We start from the raw sequence: 26,107 nt of genomic DNA, 5'->3' as shown, positions 1-26,107 counted from the left end.
TAACTTAACCTAGACAAGAGGGAATTAGCATAGAATGTGATTATAATTCAGGCTAAACATATAGTCTGTTTGTATTCATAGTCCATTCAATCCATAGAATAAGGTGTGAGGATTGACCCATGTCAAAACTATTCAAGAATTTAGTAAAGGTAACTCCTTTAGTATTAGGTGCTTCCGTAGCGGCTGCTGGCAGCGCAGTGGCTCAAACTATGCCTGGTACACCTCAACTCAAGGTTGATCCAGTAGCGCAACAACAACTCGATCGCATTCAACGCGCCCAAAATAGTCAGCAGATTAATACGGGTGTTTATCAGGGTTCCATGTCCCAGGTGACTAGCGTTAACCAACTGCGGGACGTATCTCCCACCGCTTGGGCCTACGAGGCATTAAGAAGTCTTGTGGAACGTTACGGTTGTATCGTTGGTTATCCCGACCGTACCTTCCGTGGTGATCGCGCCACCACTCGTTGGGAATTTGCCGCTGGTTTAAACGCTTGTTTAAACGTCATGGAACGTTTAATTCAAGATGGTGTCGGTGTACTCAGAGAAGATATCGATAAATTAAAACGTCTTGTTCAAGAATTTGAGACCGAACTAGCGGCTTTAGGGGCTAGAGTAGATAACCTTGAACAGCGCGTTGCTTTCTTGGAAAACAATCAATTTTCCACCACCACCAAACTCAGAGGTGAGGTGATATTCAGTATCGCCGATAGCTGGGGTGGTCAAGCTGCCATTAGAAATACCAACGGTACGGTGACTGAGGGCAGCAATCAAGATGAAACTCAAACAGTATTTAATAATCGGGTACGACTCAACTTTGAAACCAGCTTCACTGGTAAAGATTTGTTGAGAACCCGTTTACAAGCGGGTAACTTTAACAACACTTTCAACCAAAATGGACCGACGAGAACCAACATGACCCGTCTGGCATACGATGACGGTCGTGACAACGATGTAACCATCGATGACTTGTTCTACCGCGCTCCCATCGGCACTCCCTTCGGTAACATCACCGTTTGGGTTGGTGCTAACGGCCTGAACCTTGATGACGTTTTCATCACTGCTAACCCCTTCCTCGCCGATAGCGGCACGGGTGCTTTATCCCGCGGTCAACGCTACAATAACATCGTCTTCCGCGGTCCTTCTGGCACAGGTGCAGGGGTTCGATTCAATGTCGGCGATGTTTTCCAAGTTACAGGGGCTTATCTGGCTGGCAGTGGTGCCTCTAATCCTAACGAAGGAAACGGTTTGTTCAATGGTTCCTACAGTGCTGGCGCGCAGGTAGGTTTCTCCTTCATCAAATTTGCCGATATTAACTTCGTTTACGTTCACAGTTATCAAACCGCTGCTGATATTAGTTCTGGTTTATTCGGTAACATCAGCAGCCCTCTGACTGAGCGTCCCTTCGGTAACGTTGGCACTACCGCTAACCGTTTCGGTCTTCAAGCGAGCGCCCAAGTTATCCCAGGAGTCTTAAATCTAGCGGCATGGGGTGGCTATGCCGATGCTTCGGCCACGGGAGTTAATGATGCGATCGGAGACAATAACACTGGTATCTGGTCTTGGAACCTTAATCTTTCTGTCCTCGATCTCTTTGCCGAAGGTGCAGCCCTGTCCATCGGTGGGGGTCAAGTACCCCGTTCCGATAAAGAAAGCAGCACCTCTTACATGGTAGAAGCTCAGTATAAGTTCCCCGTCACCAAAAACATCCTGATTACCCCTGGTGCCTATGCGGTCTTCAACGCTAACAACGATGGTAACGCCATTTTGGTCGGTGTCATCCGGACAACTTTCCGCTTCTAAGCTAAGTTGATTGATTAAACAATCTAAAACGGTGGGATTTGTAGATCTCACCGTTTTTTTACTTTTAACTTTTCACTGGATATAACCATTTATGAGAAGATGATCGGAGCGTACCAAACGCCGCTATACTTACTTCGCCTATTTAGTTGCTTATCTATGCACTCTCTGTCTTTCCCCCGTCGCACTAAAATTGTGGCCACGATTGGCCCAGCCTCGCAAAATAAGGAAACATTACGTCAGATGATCAAGGCGGGGGCGACGACATTTAGATTAAACTTTTCCCATGGCGATCACGATTACCATCGTCACAGCATTAACCTGATCCGTCAGTTAGCCTTTGAACTCAATCAACCGATTGGCATCCTTCAGGATCTACAGGGGCCAAAAATTCGTTTAGGTAAATTTGCCTGTGGGTCGATTACCCTGAAACCGGGGGAACCCTTTACCCTTACTTCTAGGGATGTGGAATGTAATCAGGACATAAGTTCCATTAGCTATCCCTCTCTGGCCCAAGAAGTCCCAGAAGGTTCAAGAATTCTCCTCGATGATGGTAAAGTCGAAATGCGGGTGGAAGCGGTGGATCGTTTGAAAGGTGATCTTTCCTGTCGCGTAGTGGTTGGGGGTGTCTTATCCAGTAATAAAGGGGTAAATTTTCCCAACGTTTATCTGTCGGTAAAAGCTTTAACCGATAAGGACAAAAAAGATTTAATGTTCGGACTGTTGTGGGATGTGGATTGGATCGCCCTCAGTTTTGTGCGTAATCCCCAAGATATCCTCGAAATTAAAGAATTAATCGCCAGTGCGGGGAAATCTATCCCCGTGATCGCTAAAATTGAAAAACACGAAGCGATCGAGGAAATGGAGGCAATTTTATCCCTCTGTGATGGTGTGATGGTGGCTAGGGGAGATTTAGGAGTAGAATTACCAGCCGAAGACGTGCCAATCCTGCAAAAACGCCTGATTAATACCGCTAATCAGCTAGGCATCCCGATTATTACCGCCACTCAAATGCTTGACAGTATGGCCAGTAATCCTCGTCCCACCCGCGCCGAGGTTTCTGACGTAGCTAATGCGATTTTAGATGGCACTGATGCGGTCATGCTTTCCAATGAAACGGCTGTGGGTCATTATCCCATCGAAGCGGTGGCAACCATGGCCCGCATTGCCGAAAGGATCGAACGGGAACAGATCAATAGTGCCGCTCGCTCTAACAATAAACAATCGATTCCTAACGCTATTTCCTCGGCAGTTAGTCAAATTGCCGAACAATTGGGGGCAGCGGCAATTATTACCCTGACAAAAACCGGCTCTACTGCCCGTAATGTCTCCCGATTTCGCCCCAAAACCCCGATTTTAGCCGTTACTCCCCATCGAGAAGTGGCACAGCAGTTACAGCTAGTTTGGGGCGTAAAACCGATGTTATTACTCGATTTACCCTCCACCAGCCAAACTTTTCAAGTGGCGATGAATCTTGCCCAGGAAAATAACCTCCTCGCGGATGGTGATTTAGTGGTGATGACGGCGGGAACTCTGCAAGGGGTGGCCGGTTCCACGGATTTAATTAAGGTGGAAGTGGTAAAATCCCTTTTGGGCAAAGGTACGGGTATCGGCCAGGGCGTGGCTAGTGGCCGGGCGCGAGTGGCCCATAATGCCCGCGAAGTGGGTAGTTTTAGCAGCGGGGAGATTTTAGTCGTTCCCACCACCAGCGCCGAATATGTGGATATGATGCGGAAAGCTGGCGGAATTATCACCGAGGATACCGCGATGAATAATCACGCCGCTACTATCGGTTTAAAATTGGGTATTCCTGTGATTGTCGGGGTTAAAGATGCCACGAAAATTATCCGCGAAGGGGTGATCATTAGTCTCGATGCTCAACGGGGTTTGATTTATTCTGGTATTGGCAAGGGTGCGGCGACTATGAAAAACTGAGTCGGTCGTCAGTATTCTCCGAGTCAGGAGTCAGGAGACACGAGACAGGAGACAGGAGACAGGAGACAGGAGACAGGTTTTATTTATTCTCCCCATCCCCCCACACCCCACACCCCACACCCTACACCCCACACCCTACACCCCACACCCCACACCCCACACCCCACACCCATTTTCACTTGTCTATGAGCGATTCTTACTCTGCTGCCGTCGATAATCCGGCCTATACCGTTGAACAAGCGATCGCTAATATCCAGCAAAGAGAAGACCTAGGCGCGCGTTATTATGCCGCTTGGTGGTTGGGTAGATTTCGTGTTCGTCAACCGGAGGCGATTTCGGCGTTAATTGCCGCTTTAGAGGACGAAAGCGATCGCACTCCCGATGGCGGTTATCCCCTGCGACGCAACGCTGCCAGCGCTTTAGGGAAATTAGATGATCTCAGTTGTCTTCCCGCCTTGATTGCCTGTCTCGACTGCGAAGATTATTATGTGCGCGAATCGGCTGCCCAGGCATTGGAAATGCTTCAGGATCGAAGCGCGATCGCACCTTTAAAGAAACTATTAGAGGGTGGCATCGAAGTGGCCGTTTTAGTGGCGGGAAAACCCCATTTAGTCCAACCCTACGAAGCGATTATCGAAGCCTTGGGAACCCTGCAAGCGACGGAAGCGATTCCCCTGATCGAACCATTTTTAAAGCATTTCGTCGAAAAAGTGCGTTATGCGGCTGCCCGCGCCCTCTACCAACTCACGGCTAACCCCCACTATGGCGATATTCTGATTAATGCCTTGCAAGGGGAAGAATTACAGCTGCGTCGTTCTGCTTTAATGGATTTAGGCGCTACGGGTTATCTGCCGGCTGCCCCTGCGATCGCTAATACTTTGGCGGAAAATAGTCTGAAACTGGTTGCTCTCAAGGAACTTTTAGAAAACCATCTAAAAACTAATTCTAGGGGCGAAAATATCTCGGAAATTCTCACTTTAATGGATAGTTTATTGTAATTAATCATTGGTTATTTTGTATCTAAATTAAAACCGATGCAATCCAGAGGTTTTTATGCTAATTCAAACTGATTATGTCGGCTGGCTGAACGAGACAATCACTCTGTTAAGACAAAAAAACTTTGATAAAGTTGACTGGGAAAACTTGATCGAGGAGATAGAAAGTTTGGGCAGAAGTCAAAAACGTGAACTCCGCAACCGGTTAACCACCATCTTAGAACACTGCCTCAAACTTTGCTATACTGATTACGTTGAGGATTATCGAGGTTGGCAAGAAACTATTAGGCGCAGTCAACGGGAACTAGAAGAACTTTTGAGGGATTCTCCTAGTTTAAAACCCTACTGGGAGCAAGTATTTTTAGATTGCTATGCCACGGCTTTAAAAAGCTTGCGAGATAACCCCGATTATCAATCCTTTAACTTTCCCGATGATTGTCCTTTTCCCCAAGAAATTAGTCAGATTTTACAGAAAAAAGTTTGGCGATAAAATTATCTTTAAAAGTTTGTTGGTGGGGTTAGGAGATAAGAATCAGTCGTCAGGAGATTATTTTTATTTATTCTTCCCACTTCATAATTCATAATTCATAATTCCCACTCCCCAACCCCTAACCCCTCATCCCTTCTACTGATAACCAATGCTTCCTACCGTTGAGACTTTAATTATTGCCGTAGAAAAAGCCGACTCAGCCAATGAGTTACTAACCGCCGTGGAAAACTTAGCCGCCGCCAAAAGTGAAGCGGCAATACCCACCCTCACCGATGTGCTGAGATATAATAACCCCGGTGCCTCCGTGGCAGCCGTGGATGGTTTAATCGCCATTGGCAAAGCGGCGGTTCCCTATTTACTGGCCAATCTAGACGGTTATAATTATGGGGCAAGAGCTTGGGCAACCCGCGCCCTAGCGGGAATTGGCGATGTGCGAGGATTGGACTTATTACTTGAGGCGGCGGTGAGTGATTTTTCCTTTAGCGTGCGGCGAGGGGCGGCTAGAGGCTTAGGAAATATAATTTGGTCTGATTTGGAGGAAAGTCGGGTTTCTGAGGCTCAAAAGGCAGTTTTTGCGGCACTGGAGAAACTTTCGCAAGGGGATCCAGAGTGGGTGGTTAGATATGCGGCGATCGTCGGATTAGAGGGATTAGGAACTGCGGCGGCGGCATTTCGCGGGGCGACTCGGGAACTTTTAGGACAGATTGGGGAGACAGAAGCGGAAATAGTGGTAAGATTGCGTGCCGATCAAGCTCTGGAACACTTACAATAAGCCTAAGTGAAAAAGTAGAAAAACTTATTTCTCTACAGTGAGAAACAATTACACTAACATTCTATGAAATATTGGCAGGAAATTTTAGCGATCGCTCAACGAATTTTAGTAGAATTAATCCGGCGCGGGCGTAGCTTAATCCTCTGGGGCATTTTCCCGATCCTTGTCCTGCTCTTAAATGGCTATATTATGGCAGAAAAAGGCAAAATTGAGCTTGCTGAGGCAATGGCTCTGGCTACTCCTCCCACCCTCGTCGGGGCGGCACTTTTCTTTAGTTGTTTGGGGGGAACCGTGGCGACGGTGGTAGCAGAAAGGGAACAACAAACGATTAAACGGTTATTTTTATCGCCTTTAAGCGGTGTTTCCTATTTCATCGGCATTTTTCTCGCCCATTGTGTGATTGCCGCCTGTCAGACAGTTTTAGTTTATTCTATTGCTAAACAGTATGGAGCCACTTTTAAAGGCTCAATTCCTCTAGAATTATTAATTATTTTCCTTAGTATCACCGCCTATGTGGGTTTAGGATTTATCCTTGGTACTCAACTGGCGAAAAGAACAGAAGATGTTAATGCTTTGGTGGGAACTTTTGGGGTTCCTTTATTAATTTTAGGCGGCGTTTTTCTCCCGACTGCTTTATTCCCCGACAATATTCTATCTCTGGCTAAATATAACCCGATCTACCACATGAATGAAGCTTTAATTGCTGTTTGGGCAAAGGGCGAAAATCTACAAGATATTAACTCTCATTTTCGCTTTCTCTGTCTTTTTGCTCTAGCTATGGTAGCAGGTGGTTGGCTTACCTATCGACAAATGTTAAACCTTGAACGCCGACTGTAAATCAGTGATCAGTGATCGGTGATCACTGATCAGTTATCAGTTAGAAAAGGCAAGAGTATTTATTGATTTGTCTTCCTATATCTTACACTCCCTAATCCTGTCTCCTGACTCCTGACTCCTGACTCCTGCCTCCTGACTTCTGACTATCCTTGTTACTTTATTAAAAATGCTGACTATTAATAATGTCAAAAAAAATTACGGAAGACGCTTAGTATTAGATCAATTAAACTTTCATATTGAAGCGGGGGAAATTTACGGTTTACTCGGTCCCAATGGTGCGGGAAAAACCACCACTATTAATTTAATTTGTAATTTATTGAAACCATCATCGGGAGAAATTACCTTTAATTATTTGCCAATTTCTAGAGTTACTAAAGAATTAATTGGGGTTGCACCGCAAGAAAATTTATTGTACAAATCCCTTACTTGTGAGGAAAATCTCAACTTTTTTGCTCAGATTTATGGACTCGATCGCCCCCAGCGTCGTCATCGGATTAAAGCCAGTTTATCCGCAGTAAATTTGCTTGATCGCGCCCGTAGTCCGGTGGAAACTTTAAGCGGTGGAATGCAGCGCCGGATGAATATTGCCGTGGCTATTGTTCATCAGCCAAAATTATTAATTCTCGATGAACCAACTACTGGTTTAGACATCGAATCTCGTTATGAAATTTGGGATTTAATCGGAGAATTACGGCGCCAGGGAATGACAATTTTATTAACTACCCATCTCCTCGATGAAGCACAGCGTCTCTGTCAACGTATCGGCATTTTAAAACAAGGTCGTATTATTGCCGAAGGTAATTTAAATCAGCTGCGTCAGCACATTCCTGCGAAAGAAATTATTATCATGGATACCCAGGATCAAGAAGCGGCCATAAATCGAGGTAAACAATTAGGATTTACTCCCAAATTTTACGGCAAAGATTTAGCTTTTTGGTTAGATGAACACCTAGAATTAAGCGAGATTATTCGGGCATTCGACGGCATTAATATTGATTCTATCTCCCGTCAGACGATACAGTTAGAACATATTTATATGGAAATTATGAATCAATTTTAAACCCGTTTTTGAAAATTTAGGTTGATGATCGGCATTTTTTTCAGTACTTGACCTCAATTAAGCTAGATCACCGTTTTTTTACCGTCATATTGTTGGAAAACTGAGGCGAGTGGGCTGTTCGACCATGACTCAATCAACAGAAATTCAAGTTAAAAATCTAGACCATCTAGGATTAGTAGCTGGAATTATAGATGAAATAGGAATCGTTGAAATTATTAACGAACAAGTATCAATGGGTTCCAGGAGAAATTGTCACAGCTGGGCAAGTCGTGAAAGCGATTATCCTGAACGGATTGGGATTTGTCTCCCGATCCTTGTATTTAGGGTCTGCTGAAAAAGTTTTTCGGTGGGGGTAGGGTGTGGGGTGTGGGGGATAGGGTGTAGGGTTTTACCGATTTTCAGGGGGTCAATTACCTAATTTTCAGGGAAAAAGTGCCTAAATTTGGCTCTTCTGGTTTCTGTGTGGAAATGAGGTCTATAATGATAGTTTCTTCAGAAAAATAGTCCCAAAAGTCTTTCTCAGTAAACATTTCACGATTCCATAAGCAAAAATTATCACACAAAGTCGAGAAGAGCCTAAATTTCCCCCCCGATCCCTCCAATGGCTGGCACTTTTTGATTTCAAAAAAGCCTAAAAATATTATCCAACAAGGTTTTTAGATTTATTTAGCCAACCCTATCTAGACATCATCTATATCTAGTTTAAAATGGTAAATTCCTCAGCAAAATGGAGAATCTTTGGCACAATTTGTAGATTCTTTGTTTGTTACTGAGGATTAGATTAAGCAAAAATTACCTCAACTGATTTTCAGTCAATAAAATTAACTACTTATTTTTTTTGATTTTGTCTAATTCCGCCAATAATACCGCCTCCTGCTAACAGAATTAGAGCTAAAATTGATGAGGGTTCAGGAGTTGAAGCAGAGACTAACATCAAAGAACGATCGGCTCTACCATCAATGAATTTTAATCCCGCTACTGACTGAGTAGCCCCTGCATTTACTAACAAGTCACTGAATTCTTGAGAAAAGAATAATTCAATTCCTTCAAGCACGAAAGTCAGAGTATTAAGATCAATATTAGGAATACCTGATGATGCAACATCAAAGACTTGCAAACCTGTATTGGCTGTATCAGTCACAAAAAAATTAAAATCTTCGTCAAAAGAATTGGAAAAATTGCCAATCGTGAATTGTGTTCCTAGTCCATTCAACTTGGTGGTATCTACCTCAAAGGTAAACGTTCCTAAAAACTCTTCTGTTCCGCCCAAGGGAACATAAAGAACAGGGTCATCATCATAGAGGAAAGTATAAGTCGTTCCTCGAACATTGGGGTCAGAATTGGGAGGCAATAAAACGGAACCAATGGAAAAGCCGGGGGCAGGCGTTGCGGTACTTTCAACATCGCTCAGTGTTAATCCAATATTTTCTAAAATAGCTAAAGTATTAGTATTTAGTTCTAGGCTTTCTTTTCCCTCAACTTCTAAATAAACTTGAGGTTCGGCATGAACAGAAAGAACAGGATTAAGAGCGATTACAGAGGTTAATCCTAATAGAGTTACTAGATGTTTTGAGAGCATTGTTTAAGTCTCCTGTGTCAATTTTTTAGAGTTTGTAGTCAAGAATCTTTTCTCTAACCTAAAGGAGGTTTCAAAAAAGATTAGAATTTTTCAACTTCTTTTAAGAAACTTATGGTTAACTGTAGTTGAATTTACTCAAAAGAGTCAACCAAAATACTTGAGTATAGTTGCTGATTATTGATTCTGTATTTTGCCAAACATTATCCTTTTCTCAAACGTTCCACTAATTCAACCGCACAACCGATGCCACTTTCATGAAATCCGTAGGAATCAATGCCTCGTTTTTTGATGTGGAAATATGTCCCTGAGAAGTAAATAGGGCCAGTTTCATTGAGTTGATAAATTTGTTTTTGGGCTTCTAGAGTATTCATGTCATAAGCTGGATGTCGATACTTAAGAATGCGGATAATTTTGTCTTCATCAATGGCGATAGGTGGGGTATCTAAGGAAACAAAATAATCTTTCTTGGCGGTAAAATTATGGACTTTGTTAGCATAATAAGTCACATAAGTATAAAGCTTTCCTTCTTTAGTTACTTGCCCATAATTCCAGGATTGCCATTTACTGCGATCGGGGTTCATAATAACTGGATCAGTGTGAACAGTTACGGCGGTTTCATTATACTTAAAACAGCCTAGGATGTTTTGTTCTAATTCAGTTGGTTCAGCAAGTATTCCTAATGCTTGATCAGCGTGAGTAGCCATAACCACCTTATCATAAACTTCTTCATCTGTGGTCGTTTTTATCGTTACTTTTCCGTCTTCTCTTTTTTTAACGGAAATCACTTCTTGCTCAGTGCGAATGGGTTTCTTTAAAGCATCTTTGACCCTTTCAACATAACGACTGCTTCCCCCTTTAACGGTTTGCCATTCGACCGTTTTTCCCCCTAAACCGCCTTGGTCATGAGTCATAAAAAAGCTGATAAAAGTTGAAGCGGGAAACTCCATTAATAAATCAGTAGGAATTGACCAAACGGCTGATCCCATTAGCATGACAAAGTTATCTCGAAAGGCTTGGCTATAGTTATTTTTATCTAGATATTCTTGCATAGAAATTCTCGTTTTTCCTTCCCAAAAATCAGCCCGTGCTTCTGAGAAAAAACGTTTAGCTTCTTGATAACAAGCGACTAATTCTGAAGGTTGCTGACGAGCGAATTCTTCCATCGGCAGTTCTAGATCTAGGGAATTAAACTGCATTCCAGTATCCAAATTATAAAAATTAAATCCGCCTAAATGATCTTGAGTCTCTGCTCCTAAATCAGCAAAAAATTTCATCAAGTTGGGATAATTAGGTTTATTACAAACCACAAAAGCCGTATCAAAAGAAATCCGTTGACCATCCTCATCCAAATCTAAGGTGTGAGCATGACCGCCGACACGACTACTTTTTTCATAGACATCAACCTCATATTGATCTTGAAGATAATAGGCGATGGGAGAGCCAGAAATACCCGAACCAATGATTGCTAATTTTTCCATGATTTTGTCCTTGAATAAATTGTGAATGGGGTTAATTAGTGTAGTTAAAATTCAAGAAACTTTCCTAACTATTCTCCGAAGAATGTTGATAGTCAGAATGGGACTTTTGGGACTGACTTAAACTCAGCAAAAATAAGACAAAAATGACTAACATTAATGAGAAGATATACCGAGTTCCCATCATGGTCATGACAATAGCTGATAGAATGGGACCGGCGGTACAACCTGCACTATAAATTGAGGTAAAGACAGCACTCCCGGAGGATAATTCATTAAGGGTAACGGTAGAACCAATCAGGGCTAATGATAAGGGAAAAATGGGACTCATTCCTACCCCAGAGACAAAAGCTAAAAAGGGGGTAATCATGGGATTTTCGATTAAAGATAAGCCAAAAACTGAAACAATTACAATAATTACACTACCGACTAAAACCTTAACTTTACCCATCTTATCGGCTAAATGAGTAATAGGAACGGTTGAAATTAATCCGCCTAAAATAAACAAGCCAAAGATTAAACCCATGCGCTCAATACCATAGTTTTGTTCGAGTAAAAAAAGTGGATAAAGAGAAACTAAGGTGGCAACACTGAAGCCATAAGCAAAAGCTCCTTGTAGGGGAAGTTTGAGCTTTTGAATAATGCTAAAGTTGGGCTTTTGAAACTTAACCGTTTTCTCTGGTAATCCAAAAAAGACAACAACAATTCCACTTAAAATCAAGCCACTTCCTAATAAAAAAGTGATCTTAGGAGAAAGATTATAGGCGACTGCTCCCATAATCGGACCGATACCAAAACCTAAGCTAAAAGCTAAAGCATCTAAACCATTAACCATGGCTCGATTTTGATCATTACAAAAATAGTTAATAGCGGTTTGTCCAGAAATCAGATATAAACAACAGGCCAAACCCATAACGCCACGAATGATAAACCAAAGAGATAATTGAGTAGTAAAGGCAAATAGAGGTGCAGTTATTCCCATTAAAAGGAATCCTAACATCATGGTTTTTCTTAATCCAATTTGGCGAAGAATACTAGCCACAATCGGTGTTCCTGCGGCAATGACAAAAAAGTAAAGAGTAGAATTTGCCCCAATAACAATATTGTCGTAACCCTTTTCTTTCATAAGGGTAGAAACAAAGGGATTAAATAACCCTAGGGAAATTCCCGATAAAAAGGCCACTAAATAAAGGGCGGGAAGTCCAACAGAAAAGGGAGAATTGGCATTTTTAGTCATCATGGGAAAATTCCAGCACAAGGTTCATAAGGGGGTTTTTAAAGAGGCGTGGGTCGATAAAAATGATAGGGAGACGGAAGATTAACCCCCTGTAACTTCAGACTTTGCAGACGATAGAGATAAGCTGCACCGCGCATGATATGAGTTGCTACATCCACCACTTGACGATTTTCGGAAAATTCTAAATAAGTTCCTCGAACCCAATCGTTAAATGAACCCATCGCCGGACCACACCAAATTTGATAATCCATTGTTCGTTGTGGCTGTCCACTGGTTGCCCAACGAGAAGAAAGCCCTAAATACCAGCGAAAAATTAAAGCCATTTTCCGTTTAGGATTATTATTTGCTCGTTCAATTTGTTCGGGATCTCGCTCTTGAAAATAAGCAAGGGTTTCTTGCCAAACGGCCTCTAATGGTTTTTGGAAAATTTGCTTTTCTATGGTTTGACGAACCTCGGTCGGAATGGCATCAATTCCCTCATAAGTTTGATACAAATCATATAATTTTTGCGCGCGCATGGGGAATAAACTTCCCCGTTTTAAGAGTTGAACTTTCACCCCCATTTCAAACATATCAGCACAAGGGGCCATTACCACATCGGCCATTGCTGCTTGGGCAAGTAATTGTTTGGTATGTTCAGATGTTCCCGCTTCAATACAAGCATGATTCACCGAACCTGTGATAATGTAACTCGCTCCCATCATAAAGGCCGCTAAGGCTGATTCTGGAGTACTAATCCCACCAGCAGCCCCCACTCTAATAGAACGCTCATACTGATATTGCTGTTGAATCTCATTGCGTAAGGCAATAATAGAAGGGAGAAGGCAAACCAAAGAACGATTATCTGTGTGACCACCAGAGTCAGCTTCAACGGTTATATCATCGGCTAAAGGAACTTTTTCAGCTAAAGTTGCTTGTAAGGTTGTAATTTGTCCCTGTTCAACTAAAGCTTTCAGCAGTTTAGGGGGAGCAGGTTTTAAGAATTTCTGAGCAACTTCGGTCCGAGAAATTTTGGCAATGATCTTATTTTGGGTTTCAATATCGCCTTGAGAATTTAGATGTAATCCTGATGCTCGGTAACGGACAATATGGGGGGTTAAATCCAGGTAAGCAGAGGCTTCAACAGTTCTTACCCCATATTTGAGGTAAAGTTCCACTGAACCCCGTTCTAGGGCTTCCTCTGAGGGGCTATGGATTAAATTGAAGGCATATCGTCCATTGGGTAAAGCTTCTTGAATGGTGTGAATGGCTTTTTCAACCCGTTGGGGAACTAACCCGGCTGCCCCAAAACTGGCTAAAAATCCCGCTTTTCCCAGAGAAATCACCAAATCTTCGGAAGCGATACCCCCGGCCATTGCACCCGCCCCATAAGCATAGTCTAAACCATGAAAGTCACAAAAAGCGCGATCGCCTAATTGTTGGGGTGATAGGGCATTAATCATGCTACGGGGCAGTATATCAGCATTAGGTTCGTGAGAAAGTCCTATCTGGTTATTTTTGACATATACATAACAAGGCTGCTCTAAATTGGCTAATTTTTCTCGAATTCCTTCACTATCAAAGGAGATAGATGGTTTAGGGGAGCTAGTAAGAGAATTATGGCTAGTTAACATGGGGTTTATTTCTCCATTGTTGTTGACTTTAAACTGACGGAAAAGAAAGATGGGTGTTTACTATTCACTGGTAACTGGGGTTATCCCAATTCGATGGTTAATGCACTAACCGAGTAGTCGAGATACACTGGTCTCTGTTAACTGTTCACTCTTCACTGTCTAATAGACACAGGGCGATGTCTTTAATTTCGTAAATTCTTAAGTCTTCTTTCCAAAGACTGGCATCTCCGATAATTGTGATTACATCATCTTCGACTCGAATATCGGAAATATGCACTTCTAAAGACATTAAACGATTTTCGGGTGTAATTTGTCCTCGATATTTCCAGGTGATTTGATGATTAATGGCTTGACCAAAGCGAGGATTTTTGAAAGATTTGCCTAAGTCTAATTGCAGCGCATAAGTTTGCATAGCTTGAAGAATAGACTCAACGCCTAATGCACCAGGCATCACGGAATCTTGATAGAAATGGAAGGGAAAATACCAATCTTCGGGAGTAATTGATTGGCTGGCATAAATATATCCTTTTTGATACTTACCCCCATCTTGAATTAGGAAAACTTTTTCGATAAAATCAAGATAATTTTGAGAAAGACGATAATGGGGTTTTTCAGGATTTACTGAATAGAAGGTTTGGTGAGTTAAGGAATCTTGTAAATTAATTTCCTGTAGGGTTAAATCGGATAAATTATTCAGTTGATACCAAGGTTTAAGACGTTTTCCACCATCAAGTCCCACTTGATTCGCTAACACGGCTGTGCTAAAGTCTCCAAAGACCATATTTCCCCGATAAAAAGGCTCACCTTCACAAGATAACTCAAACTCAAACTTTTGAATAATTGCCCCTTGAATAGCGGTGGTAGAAAGGAGACGAACTTTATCCGTAATGGTTTTATTACGGAGGTCAATTTCTTTGAGAATTGTTCCCTGTCCATCCAAATTACGAAAATGAAGATCATCTTCTGGGAATAATAAAGTTGCTCCCATATAAACCCCTAAGAAAATACAAGGTTGACCGGCAATTTCAATATAAGTACAGTAGGGCAAAGTGGGATAGGCATTATGGTTATAAAACCAAGCATTTTCTTTGACATCAAATTCGGTAATAATTTCCGATGGTTTTTGCAATTCATGACGTTTACCTTCGATGTCTAATACCCGACTGACTAACTGAAACTCCCCGTTAGGTAAACGAACCGATTGACGATTTTCATAAATGTCAAATTCTGATCCCAAACAGGCAGCCACTGATCCTTTAGCAAAGGTTTTTAATTGGTTTTCATTAAATAAAACCGATGACTGTTTTGATAATTGGGAAATATGGGGGAATGTTCCTGACTCAATGGGTGGGAAAATACTGGGAATGGTGTCTGTTTTTTCTACCAGTTGAACACCAATATTTTTAATAGTAGCAATGGTTTTTCCGCCAAAAATAACATCCACATTAGCCAGAAGATAAGGTTGAGGAGAAAGTCCAATTTCTAACACCTCCATTTGATACATTAAAGTTCCATGTTGGGGAGTCACTTGTCCCCGAAAACGGGCTGCTTGGGTTTGATTTGGAATCACCTGAAAACGAGCATCTTTCCTGTGAGTTTGTAACCCTAACCATAAACAATAAAATTGCACCAGTTGGATACTTCCTTCAATCATTAAATTCCCCGGTAAAGTGGGGTCATTTTTAAAATGACAAGAATAATACCAGTCCTCAGGAGTGATCTGTTTTGCTCCCACTGCTAACCCTAGTCCAGCTATTCCTCCTTGAGGATTTACCATCATCACTTTCTCTAACATTAAGAGTTTTTCTGGGGGTAATCTGAGGGAAGAATTTAAGCCATTTTGTTGATAGTTTTTCCCTAAACAAGCCTCAATATCTCCTCGACTTAGATTAAAAATTTCTTCCTTTTTAAAGGATGACTTAGAACAAGTTAAAAGAGGAGTAAACTGTTGTCTTTTAATCAAGTTTCTTTCTTTTTCTTCAGCCTCTTTTAGCACAATTCCCTGTCCTTTTTCTAATTCTTCATCAGAAAAGAGTCCAGCACAACCGTCATGAAATTTCATCCAAACTTGATCCCCAATTAACACCTCTCCTTGAAAGAAAATTAATAAGCTATCATCAGTTTTAACCGAAGATGTGATCTTAACTCGACACCGTAACAACTTAACGTTTTCGGGTTGTTCAAATAAGAAGGTTGCAGATAAATCTAATAAACGGAAAGAGCGTTTTCCTTGATTTTCAAAATCTGTCCCGATATAACTTAATAGCATCAGGAGTCCGTGGCCGGCTTCTTTACAAATTCCTACCGTTAATTGACCATCTACTGCATACCAAGCATCTTCTGGTACATCATATTCTGTTTCGATGAAACCTGATTTATAATCACCTAATTTTCCTTCTAATTGAGTCACCCGACTGACGAACAAAAAGGGAGGAGACGGCATTCTGACTCGTTGGGTATAATGATCAATGGGTTCATATTCTTGACCAAAAACCTTAGAGACTTTACCTTCAATAAATTCGAGGATCTCAGGTTGATCAAATAAACAAGGTTTAACGGTTTTAGGATGAGAAGAAATAACGCTTGTTCTTGAATGATCAACCGTAGAAATGGTTGGAACTTGGGAAAGAAGTTGAGTAGAAGAAGCGACTAAAACAGCGACTTTTTGAGAAGCAGTATTTTCTCGAATAATTGAATTTTGTTGCTCAGTTTGGGGTTCAATATTAGCTTTGGGTGCTGTGGTTAACACTGTCTTAAAAATCGCCTCTAAGGTTTCTGCTTCATCTGTTAAATAAAGAGGGGATAAGTCTAGTTCTACCCCATGACTGACTAATTGTGCTAACATCTTAATAATGGTCGCTAAATCATCAGCACCTCGACGATTAATACACAATGCAAGATGCTCTTTTTGACCAAGAGTTTCTGATATCCAACGAGAACAACTTCCTCCTGATCCTAATTCTAGAAAGATTTTCACTCCGTCTTGATAAGTGCGTTCAATTAAGCGAGGAAAATCTAACATTTTACACATTCCTTGACTTAAATGATCACCAATTTTCTCTTGTTCTAAGGTCAGAGAATCATAATGAGAAGAGGAATAAAAAATAGTATCAGGTGCTGTTCCCATTGTCACCGTATTTAGCTTAAGAAACTCATTGTATTCTGATTGCATAACTTCACAATGTAAAACCATATCAGAAGGCGAACGAAACCGATCACATTGTAATTTTTCAATCACCCGTAAACAACCTTGAGAATCTCCTGCGATCGCAACTTCTTGAGGGGTATTAATATGGGTTAAATAAACCTTACTTTCTGTTTTTAGACATTCCTGAACTGCTTCAGCTGTAGCCATTAAAACATAACTACTCCATGAATTTTCATCTATCGGTTGACCCCAAGATTCTGCAACGGCTTGTTTAGCTCCCATTAAACGGGTTTTAAATAGGGGAGAAGAATGAACAAATCGACTTCCTTGATCCGCATTTGGCCAGACTCCTAATGAATACATCATGGTACTTTCTCCCATGCTATAACCGAAGGCAGCATCAGGTTTAATTTTAAAATATTTCTGCATAATTTCGGTGAATAAAACCGCAAAACCCGTTCCCGTTTCTAAGAGAGATAAAGGGTTAGCAATGAATTGAGTTTCTAGGGTTTCTAAGTCTTGTTTAGAAAGGGGAGATTGACGGCGAGGATAAAGAGAGTTTGCTTGAAAAAAGGTAGCAGGATCACTAATTAAACTCTCTGCTCTCTCCCATAATTTAGGGAATAATTGAAAAAGATTTCTTCCCATTCCTAAATAGGAGTTAAACGCACCGGGATAAACAAAAGCGACTTTACCCACTTTTCCTAACCGTTTAGGGGTAAAATAACTTCCTTGGGGACTTTTCCACGGCTTTCCTGTGTGAAAGGCTTTATCAATTCCTTTTTTAGCCTGTTTAATTTCCTTTTGCAAAGCTTCTTTGTTATTCCCAACAATTGCTAGAACATAAGGAGACTGAGAATTCTGTTGAAACTGAATAAAATTCTCTTTGGCAAGATGGGGTAAGGAGAAACTGTTTTCAATACTATGGGTTAAGTTATCAAGCTGACTTTGTAAAGATGAACTATCATTTCCAGCGAGGGGAAATAGATAAAATGGTGCATAGGGTAAATAGCCATTATTGGGTGTACTTTGAGGAGTTGCTTCCGATAAAATTAAATGACTATAAGTATTATTTTGATTGACTAAATTAAGCGCAGCATAGCGTTTTTCTTGTCCTTTTTCAAGAAACCAAGGAAGTGATACATCAGGTAGATAAAAAGAACTATTTTGCCATTCTTGAGTAAGATTAGAAGTTAACAGTTGAGCGGAAGCAGGAAGATAACGATTTTTTAAGCAAAGTGCTGTTTTAATTAAGCTAATTAAATCTTCAGTTATCCCTAAGTTATTATTATTCTCTTGGACTGTTCCAACTGCACAAGTTAGGTTATTATGATTAGCATAATAAGCTTCTAATAACCCTTGATCTATCTCTCTTGAGGAAACAGCTAAATAACCAATATTTGAGGGGTGAATCTTAGCATTTTTAAATGCTTGCTGACAACTTTGTTTAATCGCAACTGATGGAGAAGATAAGGGGTTAACTATTTTACTAAAGCTATCAATAATCCCGTAAAAAAGCGTACTATTATTGTTTTGGATTGTTTCATAATCTTTGAGGATTAAAGCTCCGCCAATAATAGACTCAGAATCCGTATTAAGCGCACTAATAATGACTGTATCAACTTCTTTGGCAGTTAAGAGAATTTGGGCTAATTCGAGAGACTTTAATAAAGAATCAGATACTTGGGTTAATTGAAAGGGAACAATGGAACAATTCCATAATCTTTCCAATTGATAACTAATATTTTTAAGCTCAGTTTCTTGATTGTTGCTAATATTATTAGCAGTAATTAAAGCGACTTTTTTTCCTATCTTACAAGTACAATCTTTTAACCCTTGATCAGACATCTTTGATAGGATAGACCAAGAATGATCACTGATCGGTTTGTTAGAATAATCAAGGGAGTTTCCTTGATAAATTAAAGCTGATAGTTGTTGACTGGTTAACAGTTGATTAAAGAAGCCACTTATTCCAGCGATCGCTAATTTGGAAGGTTTCATAATATCTCCTGTGAAAATGTAAATAGGGTATCAATTGAGAAAAAATTACAAGCAAACAGTATTCGATGAATTCACCGTATTGTTAAGAAACAAAACATTAAGACAAGAACTCAAAGTAACCTCCATATTAGTTGCTTCTAAATAAATTTTCCCTTGAGAATGATAAGCAAGTGCATTAGCAATTACCTTAGTATCACTATGTTCATTAATGGATAATTTTATCCAAAATTCTTGATTAAAAGGGAGGGAACTAAACTGCTCAAGCTCATTTAGTTTTAGGGGTAAACTACCCGAATTGTAGTGTTTTCTGACCCAAACTAAAAGACATTGAAACAAGAGATCAGCCGTATAAGAATTAAAGGATTGAACGCTAAACTGTCCTTGATCTTGTGTAGAAATTTTAGGTAAGTAACAGTTAAAAAGAAGTTCGTTGTTATTAATTTCTAAGATTTTCTTAATTCCTTGAAATCTGGGCTGATGAAAAAGAACTCCTGCTTGATAGGGTTGTAAATTAAGGAAAGATTCCGTGACAGGCTGAATACTTTCCTCAAGTTTTCTCTCAGCTATTACTTGTTTAGTAATATTAATAATCGCCCGATAATGATAAAGGGGAATTCCTTTAGCGGTTTCACTCCAAATTAAGGCTTCAAATTTAATTTCATCTTCTGTTTTCTCAACTTCAGTCAGATCCAAACAATACAAATTAGCTAAACTTTTATCAAAGACAACTCCTTTAAGCACCTGATAGTTATGACAACTTAAAAAACGATATCCTTGATAAAGTTGTTCGCAACTATTAGTGATCCATGCTAACGCACACATCGCAGGTAAAACTGCATTTCCCCCAATGACATGATCATAAACGAAAGGGTTTCCTCGTAACGTCAACCGACGATATAAACGGTAACTATGCTTTTGCGGTGTAACCAGTTTAGGAGAAGGAGAAATAGGGTTGCTCATGACAATAATCTGAGGGGTTTTAGCTTGAGTTTGGGTTAATTCTTCCGCTAACATTTGCGCCCCTGTTTGTTGAGGAATAACCTTAATATTTTGCTGCTCAAACAACTGTTTAAGCTGTGGTGTCACCATTCCCCCATCCCAAGGACCCCACCCAATAGAAACAACATGACATTTAGGATATTTTTGTTGAAGTAAATAAGCATATTTGTTCAAAATTTCGTTAGCTAAAGAATAGTCAGATTGACCGATATTGCCATAAAATGAAACAAAAGAAGAAAATAAGGCAATAAATTTTAATCGGTTAACTTCTAGGGAACCTAATAAACTATTTAACCCATCAATTTTGACACTATAAACCTTATCGAAATCCTGTTCAGTTTTGTTTTCAATTAATTTATCTGCTAACGTTCCCGCACCATGAATAATGCCCGTAATCTCTCCCCAACGTTGAATAATCGGTCTTAAAGTTGCTTTTAGTTGCTGTGAATCGGTAACATTAACACTGCAATACTCGGCTTTTCCTCCTACTTTTTCAATCTCTGATAAGGTTTGCTTAATTTCACGACTTTGACAGAGTTGTTGATACAGTGCTTGAACTTTTTTCGGAGTTGGTTTTTCATTTTGAGTTGTTAAATGTTGCATAATTTGCTTTTTTAACTGAGACTCATCTTGACAAGAAAGACTCCATTCAGGTTCAGGATATAAAATTTGCGAACGACCTAATAAAATAAATTTACAATGATATTGTTGCGCCAAATAGATAACGCATTGAGCCGTAATTCCTCGGCCACCACCACTGACAATAACCACCGAAGATGAATTAAGTTGAGTATCATTAATCATGGGTAACATACCGTGTTAGTTGATAGTTGATAGTTGATAGTTAATAGTTAGTATAGATTAGCTAAAAATCAGAATTTATACCGTAATTTATTTGAATAAATATAATTCTGTAGGGGCGCAATGCTCGCGCCCAGCTAATTTTATTCTAACTATTAACTTTTCCCTAATTACTGCTCAAAGAAGCTAATTCACAAGTCAAAGTCATTCGACCTTTTGGGGTATAACCCACCTCTTGAATTAAGCTATTAGGATCATGCAATTCAGCTAAAACAATTTGAGCCGTTGTCATTTCATCTAAGTCGGGACTAATATCTAGAGCGCGACAGAAGACCGATTCCCACTCTAGATTTAAGGTTTTCGTTAAGCCAAATAAACCGCCACTAATAGGGCTAAATTCTCGTTTTCCACTGAGACCAAATTCTCCATCTAAACGGGTTAAGCTGAGAAAACAACTGCGTCCTTGACTGGCCGCTTGCGTCAGAGAAGATTTAAGATGTTTGGCTAGTAAAAACACTTGTTTAACAATCGCTTGATCAGAATTAATTGAAGTCTCTTGATCTTGATTAAACCCCTGAAGGAGAGGATGTAAATGAATAAATGTGCCGATCAGTCCACAAGTTTTAAATATATCTCCCAATTGTGATTGTAAATGTTCTTCACTTAAATGATTGAGAACAAAATGTCGAACCCCCGCAGGAAGAGAAGAACAAGCAGGAATAAGGAATTGAGGGAAACTGAGAACCACAACTTGCCAGCCTTGGTTTAGCAAACTTTGAGCAACTTGGGCAGTAGTAGATGAACCATCATCGGTCACCAAACAGGTTTGATCAGGGGTTGAGGGAAAATCCCAATAATCTGGTGCAGCAAGGGGCTTCAGTTTCATTTGATAACGTCCAATATCACCGTGTTTTCGATGGTTAGACTGGGTAGAGGTAACAACTAAGCTATTTTTTTTTCTGTCACCATCATTTTCTCCCTCAAGTACTGAACAATGTGGGCTAGGGTACGTTTTTCTGCTAACGCTTCAGGGCTAAGTTTGGGCAACCCAGAGAAAGCTTCTTGCAGACTTCCCATGATTTCTACCCGTTTGATCGAGTCAATGCCTAAATCTGCCTCTAAATCCATTTCTAATGCCAACATTTCCGTAGGATAGCCTGTTTTTTCACTGACAACCTCTAATAAGGCTTGACTCAGTGCATCATCTTGAATGGAGTCTAAAGAAGGTTCGCTCACTCCTGACACAGGTTCAGGTGTAGAGATGGGTGCAATGGGTTGACGAGGTTCTAAATAGTTGACAATGGGGGAAATGTGAACGGGTTCAGGTTCGGGAGTCGGTAAGGGTTGAGGTGCAATGTTTAAAGGTTGAGGTTCTAGAGTTCGTAAGGGCTGAGGTTCAGACTTAAAAGGGGTAGGATCAGGAAAACTAACAGAGGAAACCTCTGAATTTGGCCGATCAAATTTTGAATTCTCCGAAGAAGCAGCAGGAGTAGAGAGTTCGTCAATTTGAGCAACTACTGTCATCTCTTTTTGTTTGAATAACTGCAACACTGATTGAAAACTCTGGGATTGATGTTTAATGTACTCTTCGTGAACCTTGGCAAGACTCTGTTGATATTGGTAGAATGCTTGTAAAATAGGGTTGATGTTGTTAGAAATAGCGTTGTTCATAGTCATGGTTACAGTTTGATCTTGAGAAACAATAGATAAATTGAGTGTTGGAATTTCCTCTGAAAGAGGCTGAGAATCAGAAGGATAAGGGTTGACGGAAGGAATAGAGGCTAAAATTTCCTCGTTTTCCGACCCTTTCACTTCCTCACACTTAGATTCAACCGTTTGGGAATCAACTGACGGTTCTATTTCCGCAGGTGAATCAGGTTGTAATGCAGCTCCGATCAAAGCTTTGGTTTTATCGCTGATGTAGTTGGTTGCATTCAGCTTAAGGGTCATACCTTTGCGTTTGCTTGAGGAAGTCTTCACCGTCAAAGCTGCATTTTCCAGATCGTTTAACGGTAAACCTAAAACTCGAAGCTGCATTACTCCTTGTGACAGTTGAATATCACTGTCCTTTTGCCGACTGGGGTTGAGCGCAATGGCCAGATGAGGGCGATCGCCTAATATCTGTTTAACTAAGTTAGTGAGAATTTGGCGCGGTCCAATTTCCACAAAGCAATATCCGCCTTGAGCATAAATATTTTCAATTTGTTGGACAAACTGAACCGAATTCAACAACTGAGCTTCTAAAAGCTGACGCATCCCTGATAAATCTTTGGGATAAGGGGCCGCCGTCACATTAGCATAAACCGGAAGTTGGGGCGCATGAAACGTCACTTGATCCAACGCTTTCCCAAAGGGTTGACTAGCATGACGTACTAGAGAAGTATGAAAAGCAGCAGACACGGGTAAAGGCGTAACCTGATAGCCTTGAGAGCTTAAAATCTTCTCAATAGTGGCAATTTCTGAGGCTAATCCCGATAATACCACCTGTTCAGGTGCATTATAGTTAGCAATCTGCACATTGGCCATTCCTTCAACCCATTGCGCTATCTGAGATACTTTCCCCGTCACCGCTAACATCGCCCCTTGAGGGGTGGCTCCTTTCGGTGCGGCCATGGCCTGGCCTCTAGCTTGGATCAAGTAATAATAATCGTCGTCTGTGAAAACGCCCGCGGACCAGAGTGCGGTTAATTCCCCAAAACTGTGACCGGCCACAAAATTTGGCTTAAATCCCGTCTTTTGCAACGTTTTATACAGTCCTACACTGAAAGCCCCGATCGCAGGTTGAGCATTTTCCGTCCGTTGCAGTAAAGAGGTTTGCCGTTTTTCGTCCACCTCGTTAAAGGTAGGAATCGGAAATACTCCTGCTGAAAGGGGCGTTAAACCCGCTTTAGCTCTCAATATGTCCAATTTTTGATAAGCGGTTTGGATTTCTGGCAAATTTAGGGCAATTTCTCGACCCATATTCAGGTATTGAGAACCTTGGCCGGGGAACAATGCTACGACTTTTCCCTCCAGTAATAACCCCGTCTTACGGTAATAAATACCTTGGGGATGTTCCCATGCCTCTGCTTGAGGCTGTTTTTGCAACTGTTTAACGGCTGCTTGCAGTAATTTAATAGCTTCCGCCAAGGAAGTCGCAACAAAGCCCACTCTAGCAACCTTTAAGGGAAGTTGAGCCGATTTGCTTTGATTTTGTAGTTCAATATAAACTTGTGACCCTTGGGGAGATTGCAACTGTTCTAGAGCTTTTTGACAAGTTTGTCTTAATTCTTCAGGATTTTGACCCCAGAGTAAAATTGATTGGGGACGGTGATGAATTCGATTTTCTCCTTGGGGTAATTTGGGCGTATATTCTTCTAACACCACATGATAATCAGTTCCCCCAAAACCAAAGGAACTAACCCCGGCTCGTCTCGGTGTCTCTCCTTTGGACAACCAAGGACGGGTTTCAGTATTGAGATAAAAAGGCGAGTCTTCAATCTTAAATTTAGGGTTGGGTTCGGTAATGTTAATGGTAGCAGGAAGAATTTTATGATGTAAGGCCAAAGTCGTTTTAATTAAACTTGCAGCACCCGCCGCCGCCTTGGTATGACCAATTTGAGATTTGACACTACCCAGAGCAATCGTTTGCTTTTCTGCGTTATTTTCGCTAAAAACCTCATTCAGGGCTGTAAATTCACAAAAATCTCCTGCTGGTGTTCCAGTACCATGGGCCTCAACTAACCCCAAGGTAGCGGGAGAAAATCCCGCCTCTTGATAGGCACGCCGTAAGGCTCTAACTTGACCTTCAGGACGCGGTGCATAGATACTTTTAAAACGACCATCACTAGCAGTCCCGATGCCTTTAATTACTGCATAGATGCGATCTCCGTCTCGTTCTGCATCCTCAAGCCGTTTAATCACCAGCATTCCCAATCCTTCCCCTACCATCATGCCATCGGAGGTAGCATCAAAGGGATTGAGACAATCTTTCTTAGAAAAAGCTGGAGTTTTGCTAAAACACATATAATTAAGGATGGAATTATCCGTGTCAAAGCCCCCTGTAAGCATCATGTCACAACGGCCTTCAATTAATTCACTGATCGCCATTTTTAAAGCACTTAAGGAACTCGCACAGGCTGCATCCACCACACAATTAGTTCCTCCTAAATCAAAGCGATTAGTAATACGACCTGCTACGACGTTTGGTAACATACCGGGGAAAGAATTTTCTTGCCAAGGCACATAGGCCGCCTTCATATTTTCGATAATTTTGTCGGTTTGTTCTTGAGATAAACCACTTTTTTGGCAAATTTTCTTCCAGAGAGGATATTGCAGACGACTGGTTAAGGGAGTAATGCTTTTCCAGAGTCCGCTTCCTCCTAAAATAACCCCTGTTGTTTCTCGATTAAACTCTTTTCCTTGGTTATAACCCGCATCTTCTAAAGCTTGTTTAGCCATCACTAAACCAAGTAAATGAGCCGAATCTAAAGCTTCTAACGTATCAGGTGGCAGACCAAATTCTAAGGGGTCAAAATCAATTTTAGGCAAAAAGCCCCCCCATTTACCATAGGTCTTATCTGGTGCTTTCGGGTCTGGATCATAGTAATCTTCTAAATTCCAGGCACTTTCTGGCACTTCAGTGATTCCATTCACTTTACCGAGAATATTTTGCCAATATTCCTGTAAATTCTTGGCTTTAGCAAATAAGGCCGACATTCCAATAATAGCGATCGGTGTTTTTTGTAAAGCAGTTAGGCTAGAGGTTGAGGATTGAGCAGACATTGTAGGTGTGTTCTCCAATCAATAATATAGCAGTCTGTAGAGACAACGAATAGTTCTTAAAGAATGAACAAAGAATTGTTTGATTCCCTTTAGCTTCAGTTTAGGCAGAGTTCCACGTTTATACAATGGATGATCTACTCTCACAAATGGATGATTTTTAGTAAGCGTTCGGGGGGAGAAAAAATCTGGTAACTAGGGCTTGCTGAATAAATCTAAAAACCTTGTTGGATAATATTTTTAGGCTTTTTTGAAATCAAAAAGTACCGGCCATTGGAGTGATCGGGGGGGAAATTTAGGGACTTTTTCCCTGAAAATGAGGTAATTGACCCCCTGAAAATGGGTAAAACCCTGCACCCTACACCCCACACCCCCCCCCAGGAAAAACTTTTTTAGCAACCCCTAACTAGAGTAGTCCATCACGCTCTTGGTAACGCCAATTCAAGCCTGAATTGCATCCCTGTCTGATCTACCTTTGGGGAATACCTCATTCGGAGTACGATAGTCAAGACATTTTCGAGGTAGTACTTTTGCCAAAATATTCTCCTGACTTAATCAAACGGATTTAATATGAGTCAATGCCACGGGCTGCTTGACACCCCCCC

At 40.9% G+C, this 26,107-nt stretch carries 15 protein-coding genes and 1 pseudogene; 8 read left to right on the top strand and 8 right to left on the bottom strand.

Features of this window, described 5'->3' with window-relative positions; genetic code table 11:
* Window positions 1-119 precede the first annotated feature (119 nt).
* The 8 genes and pseudogenes from MAE_RS12200 to MAE_RS12165 form a co-directional block, all read left to right on the top strand.
* A complete protein-coding gene (locus MAE_RS12200) occupies window positions 120-1,802 on the top strand; it encodes an iron uptake porin (protein ID WP_002798913.1) in 1,683 nt (560 codons plus the stop codon).
* A gap of 156 nt (window positions 1,803-1,958) precedes the next feature.
* Window positions 1,959-3,734 (top strand): pyruvate kinase, encoded by a 1,776-nt coding sequence (gene pyk / locus MAE_RS12195; protein ID WP_012265849.1) that lies wholly within the window; start codon window positions 1,959-1,961, stop codon window positions 3,732-3,734.
* A 185-nt stretch (window positions 3,735-3,919) separates the two neighbouring features.
* Window positions 3,920-4,732, top strand: coding sequence for a HEAT repeat domain-containing protein (locus tag MAE_RS12190; protein ID WP_012265848.1), 813 nt, complete (start codon window positions 3,920-3,922; stop codon window positions 4,730-4,732).
* Window positions 4,733-4,787: 55 nt separating this feature from the next.
* Window positions 4,788-5,219 carry a DUF29 domain-containing protein gene (locus MAE_RS12185; RefSeq protein WP_012265847.1) on the top strand — a complete coding sequence of 144 codons (432 nt, stop codon included), beginning with the start codon at window positions 4,788-4,790 and terminating at the stop codon, window positions 5,217-5,219.
* Window positions 5,220-5,367: 148 nt separating this feature from the next.
* Window positions 5,368-5,991, top strand: coding sequence for a HEAT repeat domain-containing protein (locus tag MAE_RS12180; protein ID WP_012265846.1), 624 nt, complete (start codon window positions 5,368-5,370; stop codon window positions 5,989-5,991).
* A gap of 63 nt (window positions 5,992-6,054) precedes the next feature.
* Window positions 6,055-6,828 (top strand): ABC transporter permease, encoded by a 774-nt coding sequence (locus MAE_RS12175; RefSeq protein WP_012265845.1) that lies wholly within the window; start codon window positions 6,055-6,057, stop codon window positions 6,826-6,828.
* A 166-nt stretch (window positions 6,829-6,994) separates the two neighbouring features.
* The gene (locus tag MAE_RS12170; protein ID WP_012265844.1) at window positions 6,995-7,888 is read left to right on the top strand and encodes an ABC transporter ATP-binding protein; all 894 of its coding nucleotides are present in this window, start codon (window positions 6,995-6,997) and stop codon (window positions 7,886-7,888) included.
* A 124-nt stretch (window positions 7,889-8,012) separates the two neighbouring features.
* A pseudogene (locus MAE_RS12165) lies at window positions 8,013-8,211 on the top strand (DUF4277 domain-containing protein); the annotation flags it as partial.
* 506 nt (window positions 8,212-8,717) lie between these two features.
* On the opposite strand, the gene MAE_RS12160 reads toward MAE_RS12165, so the two are convergent.
* From MAE_RS12160 to MAE_RS12125, 8 genes are all read right to left on the bottom strand, one after another.
* On the bottom strand, window positions 8,718-9,467 hold the full coding sequence (locus tag MAE_RS12160) for a PEP-CTERM sorting domain-containing protein (protein WP_012265842.1): 750 nt from the start codon (window positions 9,465-9,467) through the stop codon (window positions 8,718-8,720).
* A gap of 200 nt (window positions 9,468-9,667) precedes the next feature.
* Window positions 9,668-10,945 carry an NAD(P)/FAD-dependent oxidoreductase gene (locus MAE_RS12155; RefSeq protein ID WP_012265841.1) on the bottom strand — a complete coding sequence of 426 codons (1,278 nt, stop codon included), beginning with the start codon at window positions 10,943-10,945 and terminating at the stop codon, window positions 9,668-9,670.
* 64 nt (window positions 10,946-11,009) lie between these two features.
* Window positions 11,010-12,179, bottom strand: coding sequence for an MFS transporter (locus MAE_RS12150; RefSeq protein WP_231859776.1), 1,170 nt, complete (start codon window positions 12,177-12,179; stop codon window positions 11,010-11,012).
* 38 nt (window positions 12,180-12,217) lie between these two features.
* Window positions 12,218-13,792 (bottom strand): PfaD family polyunsaturated fatty acid/polyketide biosynthesis protein, encoded by a 1,575-nt coding sequence (locus MAE_RS12145; RefSeq protein ID WP_002761929.1) that lies wholly within the window; start codon window positions 13,790-13,792, stop codon window positions 12,218-12,220.
* A 145-nt stretch (window positions 13,793-13,937) separates the two neighbouring features.
* Window positions 13,938-18,941 carry a 3-hydroxyacyl-[acyl-carrier-protein] dehydratase FabA gene (locus MAE_RS12140; protein WP_012265840.1) on the bottom strand — a complete coding sequence of 1,668 codons (5,004 nt, stop codon included), beginning with the start codon at window positions 18,939-18,941 and terminating at the stop codon, window positions 13,938-13,940.
* Window positions 18,942-18,986: 45 nt separating this feature from the next.
* Window positions 18,987-20,753 carry an SDR family NAD(P)-dependent oxidoreductase gene (locus MAE_RS12135; protein WP_231859775.1) on the bottom strand — a complete coding sequence of 589 codons (1,767 nt, stop codon included), beginning with the start codon at window positions 20,751-20,753 and terminating at the stop codon, window positions 18,987-18,989.
* A 154-nt stretch (window positions 20,754-20,907) separates the two neighbouring features.
* Window positions 20,908-21,627, bottom strand: coding sequence for a hypothetical protein (locus MAE_RS12130; protein ID WP_012265838.1), 720 nt, complete (start codon window positions 21,625-21,627; stop codon window positions 20,908-20,910).
* A 56-nt stretch (window positions 21,628-21,683) separates the two neighbouring features.
* Entirely contained in the window at window positions 21,684-25,505 is a 3,822-nt protein-coding gene (locus MAE_RS12125; protein WP_012265837.1) for a type I polyketide synthase, read from the bottom strand.
* Window positions 25,506-26,107: the final 602 nt, after the last annotated feature.

Source organism: Microcystis aeruginosa NIES-843 (assembly GCF_000010625.1).
Classification (GTDB): domain Bacteria; phylum Cyanobacteriota; class Cyanobacteriia; order Cyanobacteriales; family Microcystaceae; genus Microcystis; species Microcystis aeruginosa.
Note: the sequence above shows the minus strand (reverse complement) of the source record. Positions and strands in the feature narration are given on the sequence as shown.